The organism is Marinobacter flavimaris, assembly GCF_045057155.1.
In the GTDB taxonomy this organism is placed as follows: Bacteria; Pseudomonadota; Gammaproteobacteria; order Pseudomonadales; family Oleiphilaceae; genus Marinobacter; species Marinobacter manganoxydans.
On sequence record NZ_CP171359.1, the window covers coordinates 3,891,838 to 3,905,051 of the forward strand.

The 13,214-nt window shown below is 60.7% G+C and carries 11 protein-coding genes; 5 read left to right on the forward strand and 6 right to left on the reverse strand.

Translation table 11 applies throughout. From position 1 onward, the window contains the following. Positions 1-110: 110 nt before the first annotated feature. The 5 genes from ACGK9W_RS18145 to ACGK9W_RS18165 are packed head-to-tail and all read left to right on the forward strand — an operon-like array spanning position 111 to position 8,614. On the forward strand, positions 111-1,349 hold the full coding sequence (locus ACGK9W_RS18145) for an efflux RND transporter periplasmic adaptor subunit (RefSeq protein WP_405417958.1): 1,239 nt from the start codon (positions 111-113) through the stop codon (positions 1,347-1,349). Then, on the forward strand, positions 1,346-4,513 hold the full coding sequence (locus ACGK9W_RS18150) for an efflux RND transporter permease subunit (RefSeq protein WP_136630681.1): 3,168 nt from the start codon (positions 1,346-1,348) through the stop codon (positions 4,511-4,513). Before ACGK9W_RS18145 ends, ACGK9W_RS18150 begins: the two co-directional genes overlap by 4 nt. 60 nt (positions 4,514-4,573) lie before the next feature. Beyond that, entirely contained in the window at positions 4,574-5,257 is a 684-nt protein-coding gene (locus ACGK9W_RS18155) for an ABC transporter ATP-binding protein (protein WP_136630682.1), read from the forward strand. A 7-nt stretch (positions 5,258-5,264) separates the two neighbouring features. Continuing rightward, complete coding sequence (locus tag ACGK9W_RS18160) at positions 5,265-7,535, forward strand: ABC transporter permease (RefSeq protein ID WP_136630683.1); 2,271 nt, start codon at positions 5,265-5,267, stop codon at positions 7,533-7,535. Next, complete coding sequence (locus tag ACGK9W_RS18165; RefSeq protein WP_136630684.1) at positions 7,532-8,614, forward strand: lipocalin-like domain-containing protein; 1,083 nt, start codon at positions 7,532-7,534, stop codon at positions 8,612-8,614. The genes ACGK9W_RS18160 and ACGK9W_RS18165 overlap by 4 nt, the downstream gene beginning before the upstream one ends. An 11-nt stretch (positions 8,615-8,625) precedes the next feature. Here the strand turns inward: ACGK9W_RS18165 and ACGK9W_RS18170 are convergent, their stop codons facing one another. From ACGK9W_RS18170 to ACGK9W_RS18195, 6 genes are all read right to left on the reverse strand, one after another. Further along, complete coding sequence (locus tag ACGK9W_RS18170) at positions 8,626-9,834, reverse strand: ammonium transporter (RefSeq protein WP_405417961.1); 1,209 nt, start codon at positions 9,832-9,834, stop codon at positions 8,626-8,628. A gap of 223 nt (positions 9,835-10,057) precedes the next feature. Beyond that, a complete protein-coding gene (locus ACGK9W_RS18175) occupies positions 10,058-10,975 on the reverse strand; it encodes a flagellar motor protein MotB (protein WP_069182648.1) in 918 nt (305 codons plus the stop codon). Between the two features lie 2 nt (positions 10,976-10,977). Beyond that, positions 10,978-11,748 (reverse strand): flagellar motor protein PomA, encoded by a 771-nt coding sequence (gene pomA / locus ACGK9W_RS18180; protein ID WP_069182649.1) that lies wholly within the window; start codon positions 11,746-11,748, stop codon positions 10,978-10,980. 69 nt (positions 11,749-11,817) lie between these two features. Then, positions 11,818-12,237, reverse strand: coding sequence for a YkvA family protein (locus ACGK9W_RS18185; RefSeq protein WP_069182650.1), 420 nt, complete (start codon positions 12,235-12,237; stop codon positions 11,818-11,820). Between the two features lie 74 nt (positions 12,238-12,311). Further along, positions 12,312-12,569 carry a TIGR03643 family protein gene (locus ACGK9W_RS18190; protein ID WP_136630685.1) on the reverse strand — a complete coding sequence of 86 codons (258 nt, stop codon included), beginning with the start codon at positions 12,567-12,569 and terminating at the stop codon, positions 12,312-12,314. Between the two features lie 72 nt (positions 12,570-12,641). Beyond that, entirely contained in the window at positions 12,642-13,205 is a 564-nt protein-coding gene (locus ACGK9W_RS18195) for a tRNA-uridine aminocarboxypropyltransferase (protein ID WP_083231745.1), read from the reverse strand. Between the last annotated feature and the right edge of the window lie 9 nt (positions 13,206-13,214).

Below are 13,214 nucleotides of genomic sequence, written 5' to 3' on the forward strand. Positions count from 1 at the left end.
AAATTGACGCAGGAATTCGGCTTGTCCGATCCGAAAACGAGCCCTGATTGTATAGTAGTCTGAACCCGACAGCCCAATGGGCTTTATTTACCTTAGCTGGCCTGCAAGTAATGTCCAAAAGACTGATTCCCCTGTTGATTCTCGCCGTCGGTATCGCCGGTTTCATGATTCTCAAAATGACCCGCCCGGAGCCTGCAGAGGTCAGTGCCACCGAGCGCAGTTGGCGTGTCCAGGTTCAGGAAATTGAGCCGGGCACGCATACCCCGGTGCTGCCCCTGTATGGCGAAGTACTGGCCCCGGAGCAACTGACGGTGACAGCAACCCTGGCCGGTCGAATCGGTACGCGGCCCGTGACCGAGGGGCGGCGGGTCAAGGAGGGCGAGCTTCTGGTGGCACTGGACGATGCCGATATCCAGCCTGCGCTGGCCCAGGCCGAAGCACAGGTCAAAGACCTTGAAGCCCAGATCCGATCGGAGCAGGTCCGGTACCGGAATGATCAGACGGCGCTGGCCAGCGAACAGGCCATTCTGGAAAACGCCCGGCGGAAGCTGGAGCGTACCCGGTCGTTGGTGAATCGCAACCTGGCTTCCCGCGAGGCACTGGAAGCGGCCACGGACGCCGCGGCCAGAGCAGAGCTGACGGTAAATGCCAGGCAACGGGCAATCGAAGAGCATCCGGCGCGGCTGCAGAGCCTTCAGGCGAAACTCGCCCAGGCAGAGGCAAACCTGCTCAGCACCCGACGGGATGCCGAACGGGCCCTTATGACGGCGCCTTTTGACGGCATGGCGACCGACATCCGCGTGGCCGAAGGTGACCAGGTCAGCCGTAATGAACCTCTGTTGTCGCTCTACCCCGTTGATGGTCTGGAACTCAGGGCCAGGGTGCCGGAGATGTTCCGGGGCGAACTTCTGGATGCCCTGCAGCGGCGGGAAACACTGATTGCCACCAGTGCCGGAGATCAGCACCGGTTTCAGCTTGCCCGGTTTGCCGGAACCAGTGATCCGTCCGGAACCGAAGCCATTCTCGAACTGCAGGGGGATCCCCGTGGGATCCGTCCGGGCGGTTTAATGCCCGTCACGCTTGAACGGGCGGCACGGAGCAATACCGTGTCGATTCCGTTCAGTGCTCTTTATGGCGCCGACAGCGTTTACCTGATGTCTTCAGACGGCCGGATGCAGCGCGCCCGAATAGAACGTATTGGCGAGGCCCGGGGCAGCAATGGTGAGCGCCGTCTGCTGGTATCCGGTGAAGCCCTGGTATCTGGCGCGCAACTGATTACGACGCATCTGCCCAACGCTGTCACCGGCCTCAAGGTGGATGTGGCAGATTCCGGAGTGGCATCTCAATGAGGCGGAAAAAGGGCGTCATCGGCTTTTTCGTTCATCACCGGGTTGCTGCCAACCTGGTCATGCTGGTGATGCTGCTCGGTGGTGTGCTGGCTCTGACCCGCATGAACATCCAGTTCTTCCCCACCTTTGCCCTGGACGTGGTCAGTGTCCGGGTGGTCTGGAGTGGTGCGTCCGCCGAAGACGTGGAGCAGGGCATTACCAACCCTCTGGAGCAGCGCCTGCGCAGCGTCGATGGCCTGAAAAAAATGACCTCCACCTCGGCCCAGGGGGTTTCCTCCATAACCCTCGAATTCGAGGAAGGCACCAATCCGATCCAGGCCCTGGACGACGTACGCCAGCAGGTGGATGAATTCACCAATTTCCCGGCGGAGGCGGAGGAACCCCAGGTAACCCGCATTGAACGCTACGAGCCGGTGGCCCGGTTGCTGGTGTACGGCGATGTAGACCGCAGTGAGCTGCGGCAGATGACCTACCGTTTTGAAGATGAACTGCTCCAGCGTGGCATTGACCGGGTTTCGATCCGCGGCCTGCCGGAGCAGCAGATCAGCATTGATGTGCCGGTTGAGCGGCTGGAAGCACTGGGGCTGTCACTGGAGCAGATTGCCGAGCGCGTGGCCGCCATCTCCCGGGATCTGCCTGCCGGCATGATGGCGCAGCAGGATGCGACCCGGGAACTTCGGGCCGTGGAACAGCGCCGAAGCCCCCAGGAATTCGAGAACATTCCGGTGCTCAGTGGTGAGCGGATCCAGCTCAATCTGGGCGATGTGGCGATTATCCGGCAGGAGGCCCGCGAGAGCCAGGTGACCCTCGAGAAGGACGGCAAGCCGGCCGTTGAACTCCAGCTGCAGCGATCGGAAAACGGCAATTCGCTGGCAGCGGCCCAGGTACTGGAAACCTGGCTGGCCGATACCCGGCCGGTGCTGCCGCCGACGGTAAAGCTGGAGGTGTACGATGAGACCTGGCAGCTTCTGGATGATCGTATCTCCCTACTGGTGAACAACGGGCTGGGTGGCCTGGTTCTGGTGGTATGCCTGCTTTACCTGTTTCTCCCCGGTCGGGTTGCCATGTGGGTGGCTGTGGGTATTCCGACGGCGTTCCTGGCGGCCATGGCGGTTCTCTGGCTGATTGGGGGTTCCATCAACATGATCTCCCTGTTCGCCCTGATCATGGCGTTGGGGGTGATCGTCGACGATGCCATTGTGGTGGGCGAGGATGCCGACGCCCACTCCCGCATGGGCGAGGAATCCATCTACGCCTCGGAAGGGGCTGCCAAACGTATGGTGTGGCCCGTGCTGGCCTCGTCTCTCACGACGGTTGCGGCCTTTATGCCCCTGCTCGTGGTGGGCGGTGTCATTGGCAACATTCTGGGCGATATTCCGCTGGTGATGATCTGCGTTCTGGTCGCGTCCCTGCTTGAGTGTTTCATCGTATTGCCGGCGCACTTGCGTCATGCCTTCGTGCCCAGACGTAAGAAAAAAGCGGGAGAGGCAGAACCCGAGCCAAAAGCACCGGGTCCCGTGGAGCGCTTCCGGCGGGGGTTCGAGCAGCGTTTCGACCGTTTCCGGGAAGGCCGGTTTCGCCGGTTCTCTCGGTATAGCCTGGAACACCGGGGGGCTACCGTGGCGAGCGCGGTGGCCCTGGCAATCGTAACGGTCGGTCTGCTGGCCGGTGGCCGGCTCGGATTCAACTTTTTCCCAACACCGGAGCCTTCGGTCTTCTACGCCAATGCCAGCTTTGTGGCCGGAACGGATCGCGGCACCGTTGAGGAGTTCCTGACCCAGATGCAGCGAACGCTCAATGAGACCGAAGAGGCGCTTGGTGGTGATTTCATTTTGCATGCAGTCACTACCCGGGGCGCAACCCAGGGTGCCGAGGGCAGTTCCCGTAGCGGCGATGAACTGGGTTCGATGATGATCGAACTGGTGCCCTCCGATCGCCGTTCGGTTCGTAATCCGGAATTTATCACGGAGTGGCGCAGCCGTCTGGAGACACCGGCCGGGCTGGACAATCTGACGATTTCCGAACGTCAGGCCGGGCCGCCGGGCCGGGATGTGAATGTGCGTTTGACCGGCGACAACGCGGAGAATCTGAAGCGTGCCGCGGATGAACTGGGGCAGGCGCTCTCGACGCTGCCCGGTGTGCTGGACGTTGAGGATGACATGCCGTGGGGCAGGGAGCAGCTGCTTTACCAGGTCAGCGCCTATGGCGAGGCACTCGGATTGACCACCTCCGATCTCGGGCGCCAGCTCAGGGCTGCCTTCGACGGCCGGATCGCCCAGATCTACCAGGATGGCCGGGATGAAGTCGAAGTTCGCGTGCAACTGCCCAAGGATCAGCGGGAGCGCTTGTCGACGCTCTCCCGAATCACCGTGCGGGTGCCGGACGGTCGCTTTGTTCCCCTGACCCAGGTCATGAACCTGGACCACCGTCAGGGCTTCCAGGCCCTGCGACACGCCGAGGGCCGGTTGGCGGTTGAAGTCACCTCTGGGCTGAACACCCGGGTCAGCACCACCGACCAGATTCTGACCAGCCTTGAAGCAGACGCACTGCCGGATATCGCCAGTCGCTACAATGTGCGTTACAGCTTCGAGGGCCGTGCGGCCGACCAGAGGGAGACCCTGGGAGACATGCAAACCGGACTGGTTATCGGGTTGGCGCTGATGTACGTGGTGCTTGCGTGGGTGTTTGCCTCCTGGAGCCTGCCGCTGATCGTTATGGCCATCATCCCGTTCGCCCTGGTGGGCGCGTTGCTGGGGCACTGGCTGATGGGGCTGCAACTGACCATTCTTTCCCTCTTCGGGTTGTTTGGTCTTTCCGGGATTGTGGTCAATAACGCCATCATCCTCGTAGCTTTCTACAACCAGCAGCGGAAAAAGGGCCTGGGAATCACCGATGCGCTTAACGAGGCCGCGGTACAGCGGGTTCGTGCGGTTATGTTGACTTCCCTGACCACCATCGGCGGGCTATTGCCGCTGATGTTCGAAACGTCCCTGCAGGCCCAGTTCCTGATCCCCATGGCCACCTCAATTGCCTTTGGCCTCGGGCTATCGACTTTGCTGGTCCTGTTGGTCATACCGGCGTTGCTGTCCTGGCTGGAGCAGTTCCGCGAGTGGCGTGCGCGCCGGCACGGAACCTATGCTGATCCTATCGGGGCGGCGGATTGACCACCTGGTTCTGATTGACCCGGGCAAAGCCGTCGCCTCAACTCGTCAGACAGGGAAACTATGGTGGACTCTCTGCTTTCGGCCCGTGGCCTGAACAAGCAATTCCGCAGCGGTAATGAACCGGTGCCCGTGCTCAGGGGGCTCTCCCTGGGTCTGGAGCGGGGCCAGTCACTGGCGCTGACCGGTCGATCCGGATCCGGCAAGAGTACCTTGCTGAACATTTTCTGTGGTCTGGAGAAACCGGATTCAGGGGTGGTTCAGGTGCTCGGCGAGACATTTGATGCCCGGTCAACGGAGGCCGAGAGCAAGTCTGAACGTCGCTGGGGGACGCTTCGCCGACAACAGATCGGGGTAGTCTTTCAGGAAGCCAACCTGATGCCGGCCCTGTCTTTGCTGGACAACGTCCGTTTTCGTGCCCGGCTTGCCGGCCAATCCGAGGATGGATGTCAGGACTGGCTCGAGCGCCTGGGGATCGGCGAGCTTGCCGACCGATACCCGGATCAGGTGTCCGGGGGACAACGCCAGCGCGCGGCACTGGCCATGGTGTTTGCCATGAAGCCGGCCCTGGTTCTTGCTGACGAACCCACAGGCAGCCTGGACCGGCACACGGCAGAGGCCGTGATCGGGCAGCTTTTCGAATTGCAGGCCCGCCATGGCTGCGGACTGATCCTCGCCACCCACGATCCGGAACTGGCCGCCCGCTGCAGCCAGCATCTGGATCTTGGCCACGTGCCGGAAACCTGAGCCCGACATGACCCTGTTGGCCGCCCTGTTCAGTCATTACCGCCGCCATCCGCTTCAGCTGCTGGCATTGGCTGCCATGATTGTGCTCGCCACCATGCTCTGGACGGGCGTGCACCATCTCACCAGCCAGGCCCGGGCCAGTCTTGATCAGAGCGAATCGGCGGTGGCCGAACGCCAGCAGATAGTCCGCCAGGACGGTAAGCCCCTGACTGTGGATGATTTTGTCGAGCTGCGCCGAGCAGGGCTCTGCGTGATGCCCTGGTGGGAAGTGCCTTCGCCGCAAGGCGGTCGTGTGGTGGGTATCGCCCCTTTGGCGGCCGGATGCTTTGAGAGTCCTGACAGCGAAGAGGCGCCCTGGCAGGGTGAACTGGATGGTCGTCCCTTTGTTGATATCAGTGAAGCGGCTGAACTTGCCGGAAAGAACGAAGGTGGGTTGTCGTTGCTGATCTCCGATGCCCACACTGACGGGTCACTTCCTGACGGGTATCGATTGGCGCCGTTTCGGGTTGGCCCGGATACCGGAGAGCTGGGCGACAGTTTTCTGCTGAATCTTGACGCGCTGGGCGTGCTGGTTTTGCTGATTACCGCCTTGCTGGTTCGCAGCGTGTATCTGCTGGGGATGGCGCAACGTCGAGACAGCTTCGCTTTGCTGCACCGGTTTGGTGTCCCCCAAGCCCGACTCAACCGGCTGCTGGTCGTGGAGATTCTCTTGTTGGCCCTGCTGTGTATCGTACCTGGTATATGGCTGGGTCGCTGGCTGGCGACCGGGCTGGGTAGCGGATTCGGGCGCGCCCTCGAGGGGCTGTTCGATCAGCCGTTGTACGCGGGCCAGGGTGGCAACTGGCTGGTTCCGCTTGCAACCATGCTGACGGTGGTTCTGGTGGCTTGCCTGGCCGATTTTCTCCGTCCATGGGCCCGAGCGTTTGCGGGAAGTAGCCGCCGGTCCGGCGGTTTGGTGGTGTTGGTGCTTATCGCTGGCCTGGCCTTGTCAGCCTGGGTTACGGATCTGCTCTGGCTTTTTGTCGCCGTGGCCCTCGTGTTTGTGGCTGCCGGGATCCTTGCACCGAGATTGATTGCCTGGCTTGCGGATTGGCGGTCCGGGCACGACCGGAATCTGCAGGCCCGCTGGCGCCATCGGGAGCTATCAGTGCTGGCGCGGCGTCTGGCACTGCCATTGGTCGCTCTGCAGTTCGCCATGGCCATGGTTCTGGCGGTTCAGGCTCTGGTGACGACCTTTGAAAGTACATTTGATCGATGGCTCGCGCAGAGACTGGAGGCGGATTATTACATTGAAGTTCCTGAGTCAGCGGATGCGACCCTCGCGGTGGACTGGCTCGCTGAGCAACCGGAACTCGCAGCGTCTGGCCTGTGGCACCGGGTGATTCGCGGCCGTGCAACTTTGCCGGGCAACGGGGATGAGGCAGGCACAGAGGTGGACGTCTTTGCCATCGGCCCTGTAGGCCCACTGGTGACCGATTGGCAGTTGCTTGAGTCAGCGTCACGGCCCTGGCAGCGACTGCAGCAGGGCCAGGGAGTGATGGTGAATGAACAGCTGGCGCGCAGGCAGAATGTACAGGTCGGCCAGTCCCTGGAGGTAACCCTCGGAAGCGGTTCGTTCGAGTTTCCCGTGCTGGCCACCTACCCGGACTACGGTCGCCCCGCTGGCGAAATCCTGATTCATCCTTCGGTGCTTCCTGAAGACTTCGCAACCGGTTTCCAGAGCCTGTCGGTATCGCCCGGAAATCTCGACATCGAGGAAGTGACCGGTGGATTAAAGCGGGTATGGCAGGTGGATGAGCTGACGGTCCGGGACAACCGGGCTATTGAAGAACTCGCCACGGCCATCTTTGACCAGACCTTCCTGCTGACCCGGGCCATGACTACCCTGACCCTGATACTGGCGGCCATTGCACTGTTGATGATGGGCTGGGTCTTCTTCTCCACCCGGGCCTGGTATTTCCGGCTTTTGGTCGTCTGGGGACTATCCGTGCGACAAGCATCGGCCCAACTGATCCGGCTGTCAGTGTCGTTGACCGCTGCAATTACCCTGCTGGCCCTGCCGCTTGGCATCTGGCTGACCTTGGTTCTGGTGCATCGCATCAACCCCATCGCGTTCGGCTGGTCCCTGCCCATGGCGGTCTATCCCCGGTTCTGGCTGGAGCTTGGGGTGCTGAGTCTGCTGATTGGCCTCAGCATCGGCCTGCTGATGATGCGCCAGTTGAAATCACCAACGGTTGCCCCTGTGAACGCCAACGCGCTGGCGGGAGGTGAGCGATGAGACGCTGGATACTGATGTTGTCCATCGTGGTTCTGGCCGGTTGTTCGGAGTCACAACAAGAAGCAGGGTTCGCCGGACTGGCGGGTGTCGCAGAAAACGACGCCGAAGTGCCCTTCCTTCAGCCCGGGCCGGGCGACCGCCTGATATTTCCCGATGATTTCGGCCCGCACCCGCAACACCGGATCGAATGGTGGTATCTGACCGCCAATTTGAGGACTGAAGAAGGTGAGCCGTTGGGCCTGCAATGGACCCAGTTCCGCCAAGCCATTACGCCCAGACCGGCAGATGCTGAACCTCCTGAGGCAGCCGACTGGCCCCTGGAAGCGGCCTGGATGGCCCATGCCGCGGTGAGCTTTGATGCCCGGCACTACTTTGCAGAGAAACTGGCCCGGGGCGATGTCGGCCATGCCGGCGCACAGGCGCAGCCACTGGCCGTCTGGCTGGACGACTGGCAGCTTGAGGCAACATCCGAAAGCGAGTCATGGCGGTTGCAGCTGGCGGCGGATGGCTGGTCCTACGACTTGTCCCTCTCGATCAATGGCAAGCCTGTTGCGCACGGTGATAACGGCTTCAGTGCCAAATCCGCCGATGGTGAGGGTTCGATGTATTTCAGTCTGGTGGACCTGCACATCGAGGGTACTGTCACGCTGGGTAATGAGACACTTGAGGTTGCGGGCAAGGGCTGGTTCGACCGGGAGTGGAGTAGTCAGTTTCTCAAATCGGGCCAGCAGGGCTGGGACTGGTTTGCGCTGCACCTGGAGTCGGGTGACAAATTGATGGCTTTCCAGCTCCGCGAGGAGGACGGCGGTTTTCGTTCCGGAACCTGGATTCCGGAGGATGGCGAGCCCGTAGCGCTTCAGCCCAGTCAGCTTCGCATTCGCCCGGAGGAACCAGACGCCCGGGGCTTTCCCCGCCTTTGGCGTCTGGAGGTTCCGGATTATGGGGTGAGCCTTGAAATTTCGGCTCCCCCTGGAAACTACCTGAATGACGGGCTTTACCCTTATTGGGAAAGCCCTGTCACCGTCGCCGGCAGCCACTCTGGCGAGGGCTACATGGAATTGACCGGCTACGGCGACTGAACACTCAGTGCTTATTCGACCGCGGTTGCCCCGATCCGGTGGATGCTCAGGTCCGCCCCGTTGAACTCTTCTTCTTCGGTCAGACGCAGTCCGGAAATGGCGTTGATAACCCCATAGACAATCAGACCGCCCACAAAGGCCACCACCACGCCGGCCACCGAGCCGATGATCTGGGACATCAGGCTGACGCCGCCGAGACCACCGAGTGCCTCCTGGCCAAAGATGCCGCAGGCAATCGCGCCCCAGACACCACAGACACCGTGCAGGGGCCAGACACCCAGGACATCGTCCAGGCGCTCGATCTTGGCCTGGGCCCACTCGAACAAATACACGAAGATGGCGCCGGCGACGCCGCCCGTTACCAGGGCACCCACCGGGTGCATCAGATCAGAGCCGGCACATACCGCCACCAGCCCTGCTAGCGGACCGTTGTGGATAAAGCCCGGGTCCTTGCGGCCCAGCAGCATGGACACCAGGATGCCGCCGACCATGGCCATCAGGCTGTTTACGGCCACCAGGCCGCTGATGCCGTCCAGGGTCTGGGCGGACATGACGTTGAAGCCGAACCAGCCGACGGTCAGGATCCAGGCGCCCAGGGCCAGGAAGGGAATGTTGGAGGGGGCAAAAGCCACCACCTTGCCGTTACGGTAGCGCCCATTTCGTGCACCGAGGACCAGAACGGCCGCCAGGGCTATCCAGCCGCCCACTGCATGCACTACAACGGAGCCGGCGAAGTCGTGAAAGGGCGCACCAAACTGGTTCTCCAGCCAGCCCTGGAAGCCATAGTTGCCGTTCCAGATCAGCCCCTCAAAGAAGGGATAGATAAAGGCAACAATCAGGCCAGAGGCAATCAGCATCGGATAGAACTTTGCCCGTTCAGCGATACCACCGGAGACAATCGCGGGAATGGCTGCGGCGAAGGTCATCAGGAAGAAAAACTTCACCAGATCATAGCCGTTGGCGGCGGTGAGCTCGGCGGCACCGCTCATGAAATGGCTGCCGTAGGCAATGTAGTAGCCGATGAAGAAATAGGCCACGGCAGAGATGCCAAAGTCGGTCATGATCTTCACCAGGGCGTTGACCTGGTTCTTGTGGCGAACGGTGCCTACTTCCAGAAAAGCAAAGCCGGCATGCATGGCCAGCACCATAATGGCGCCGATGAGGATGAACAGCGTGTTGGCGCTTTCAGTCAGGGTGTGTACTGCACTCGTGATGTCCACGGGTTTTCGCTCCTGATGTTGTGTGTCCGGCCTCTAGCGGGCCGCTTTACGTTGAAATGTGCATTGATGAGGTGCAGCTAAAGCAAGAGCTGTTCCAAAATAATGCATTTCAAGCGCGGAAGGGCAGTTGGGTGGTTCTGGACAGATGTGGGAGACGTGTTTTAGAGCCAAAGTGCACTAGCATTGTGCGTTTTGGTGTCGGGCGCACCAAAATAGAGTGCGCTTACCAGCTGATTTCGTTTGATGTCGAGCTGTCGGATTCGATCCCGAGTGCCGACTGGTCATCGTCCGATTCGGACTGGATCAGTTCCCGGAGGCGAACCTCCTGTTCCTGCATCGGGCCGGAGAGATCAATGATGATTTCCACGCGCCGGTTCTTGGCCCGGTTTTCTGCTGAGCTATTCGGAACTCTGGGTTCGGTATCCGCCAGTCCGGTGACGGAAAGTCGCGTGGGTTCAACCTGGTCCCGGGCGACCAGCACGTTGGCCACCGCGGCGGCCCGGGCAGCCGACAGATCCCAGTTGCTGTAGAAGCGGTCGGTACGGATAGGCACGTTGTCGGTGTGGCCCTCAATGGTCAGGTCGCCGGGGATGCCCTCAATAACCTCGGCCATGTCCAGCAACAGGCCCTCAAATTCCCAGGTCAGCTGAGCCGAACCTGAGGGAAACGAACCTTTTTCTTCCACCCGGATCACGATCCGCCGCTGATCCTCGCTTACATTGATGCGCCCATCGGCGATCGCCGGCTCCAGCACCTTGAGGATTTCGTCCATGGTTTCCTGCAGCTGCTCTTCCATGGCAGCCTCCACGGCCATGTCGGTGGGGCTTTTCAGGGTCTGCAGCTCGGGGGCTTCCTCTGTGGTGGTCTGTTTGACCTCGTTGACCACGGTAGGCTCGGGCGGTGCGGGAGAAAACTTGTCGAAAATGGGGCTGGTACCCTTGGGTATTTCCAGGGCCGGCACGTCCCGCTGAACGCCGAAGGCTTTGGAGAGTTCACCGGCGATCTGCTTGAACTTCTGGGCATCAATCTCCGAGAAGGACAGCAGCAACACGAAGAAGCACATCAGCAGGGACATGAGATCGGCGAAGGTAACTACCCACGCCGGAATCCCCGGTTTTTCCTCTTCAGGCAATTCATCCATGGTCAGGCGCCTTCAGCTGCAGCCGCTTTCTCGCGTTCCTTGGGGGGCAGGTAGCTCGACAGCATCTGCTCGATGATCCGGGGATTGGTGCCTTCCTGAATGGCCACCAGGGCATCAATGTACAGCGACTGCATGCGCGCTTCCTCGGTCATCCGCAGGGAGAGCTTGTCGGCAATCGGAGTCGCGATCATGGTGGCAATCATGGCGCCATACAGTGTGGTCAACAGTGCGACCGCCATGGCCGGGCCGATGGACTTCGGGTCTTCCATGTTCGACAGCATCTGAACCAGACCAATCAGCGTGCCGATCATGCCCATGGCCGGCGCCACATCGGCCATGGCCGTGAATACCTTGGCGCCAGAACGGTTGTGGTCGAGGGTCATCAGGCGCTCCTTGTTCAAGAGCTCCTTGATGGTCTTGCCGTCCTGACCGTCCACCAGCATCTGTATACCCTGGGCCAGGAACGGGCTGCTGATCTCTCTATCCTCCAGCCCAAGAACGCCCTCTTTGCGGGCCACGTTGGCGATATCCACCAACTCTTCAATGCTGGCCTGGGTTTCCGGCAGCTTGAACTTGAAGGCCCGGGCGGCCGCTTTGAAGGCGCCAAGAAACTGGGCGACGCTGAACTTGGCCAACACCACGAACATGGTGCCACCCACGACAATCAGCAACGAGGCAGGGTTGATAAATACAGAAGGTGAAACACCAAGAATAACGGCGGATGCAATCAGCAGAATAGCGCCGGCAAGACCGATGAGAGTGGCTAAATCCACGACAACTCCAGATTTGATTCAGGTGTTCCTACAGCAGGGGCGGGAGAATACCGTCAGTTCAGAAATTAATCAATTCGCACTGACCCGGTTTTCAGATTCTTCCTGATGTTCCTTCCACGCAGCGTAGCGGAGCAGATCGGATTCTACCAGTTTCAGACACAGGGCCACGACGCCGGCATCGTCGATAAATCCGAAGCCGAACAAAAGGTCGGGAATGACATCCAGCGGGTTCAGCACGTACAGGAGTGCCCCTGCCACTGCCGCGATTGTCTTCCAGGGTACGCTCCGGTAATTGCCGTACCAGTAGTCGCGGATCATGGAAAACATCAGCTTGATGTCGCCGCTGAAGCGTGCCAGCTTGCCGCTACCCTTCACCTTTTCTTCAATCGCGCGCTGTCTTTCAAGCAGAGTCTCAAGGTCGGACCGGTGTACCTTGCTGGCCTCGGCATCGAGTTGCTCCCGGGCATCTTTCTGGTTGAACACTGCCATTGCGTTGGTTCCTTGCTTGTTACCTGAGTGTTCATGATCGCGCAGCCATGCCGGCAATGCCAATGGTGCGACGCTTACCGATGCTTGTACTGGGTCGGGCAATAGCCCCGACTCACCCCTTCGGGCCGCAACTGGCGGTGTTTGGTGCTGCGTCCGGTTACCCGCTTGCGCCAGAGCCGGAAGCTTGAAGTCTTCAGCTCACGTCGCATCAGGCGGATGACGTCTTTCTCCTGAAGGCCATAGAGGGCTTCGATGGCCTCGAAGGGTGTGCGATCTTCCCAGGCCATCTCGATAATGCGGGAGAGGTCTGCAGAGTCGAATTGCGCGGACATGGGGTGCTCTCGGTTTTGTTCAGGTTTCCGGAGATTACGTCCGCATCGGCCGCTCGTCTCACCCGCATCGGTTTATTGATAATGCTTGTGCAGCCGGGCCGGGATCTGGGCGAGCTGTTTGTCCACCAGTGAGCGCACGGCTCTGGAAATGGGCCGGGTATCCAGGCCCGGCTCGACCACGTTCAGCAGATAGGCAACCGCCTCTGCTGTGGCCAGGTGTTGCTTGCCCGGGGCCTTTCGGATGGCGTAGGCAGACGCCGGAGGTTCCGCCAAATGGAAGCGGGGCAGCGCCGCCAGGGCAGGATTCTGATGCAGGATCTTTGCGGCCTTACGCCAGGTTCCGTCCAGAATGATCCAGTGATGGATGTCATGGAGGTTTGCGCATTCGAGCGTGTCGCTGCCGGGACCGGGGAACAGCAGCGCGGAATGTCCGGCTTCTGTGTGTGGATTGAAGCCGGCCTGGTCAAAATCGTCTGGCGTCTCGCCCTGGAAAACGTCGACTCTGGCGAGGCATTGGGCCAGTATGCGCACGGTACCCTTGGGGTGACCCACCTCGGTTGGGTGTTGAAGGACCGAAACCCGGGTACTGTTCGGCACCGGGGCACAGGCTTCACAGACACAGATATTCAGGTGCATGCCGCAATC

Bases quoted from the DNA above. Each gene is read 5' to 3' on its own strand.
- ACGK9W_RS18155 (WP_136630682.1), top strand. From the start codon at position 4,574: ATGGTGGACTCTCTGCTTTCGGCCCGTGGCCTGAACAAGCAATTCCGC.
- ACGK9W_RS18195 (WP_083231745.1), bottom strand. From the start codon at position 13,205: ATGCACCTGAATATCTGTGTCTGTGAAGCCTGTGCCCCGGTGCCGAAC.
- ACGK9W_RS18150 (WP_136630681.1), top strand. From the start codon at position 1,346: ATGAGGCGGAAAAAGGGCGTCATCGGCTTTTTCGTTCATCACCGGGTT.
- ACGK9W_RS18190 (WP_136630685.1), bottom strand. From the start codon at position 12,569: ATGTCCGCGCAATTCGACTCTGCAGACCTCTCCCGCATTATCGAGATG.
- ACGK9W_RS18165 (WP_136630684.1), top strand. From the start codon at position 7,532: ATGAGACGCTGGATACTGATGTTGTCCATCGTGGTTCTGGCCGGTTGT.
- ACGK9W_RS18160 (WP_136630683.1), top strand. From the start codon at position 5,265: ATGACCCTGTTGGCCGCCCTGTTCAGTCATTACCGCCGCCATCCGCTT.
- ACGK9W_RS18185 (WP_069182650.1), bottom strand. From the start codon at position 12,237: ATGGCAGTGTTCAACCAGAAAGATGCCCGGGAGCAACTCGATGCCGAG.
- ACGK9W_RS18175 (WP_069182648.1), bottom strand. From the start codon at position 10,975: ATGGATGAATTGCCTGAAGAGGAAAAACCGGGGATTCCGGCGTGGGTA.
- ACGK9W_RS18145 (WP_405417958.1), top strand. From the start codon at position 111: ATGTCCAAAAGACTGATTCCCCTGTTGATTCTCGCCGTCGGTATCGCC.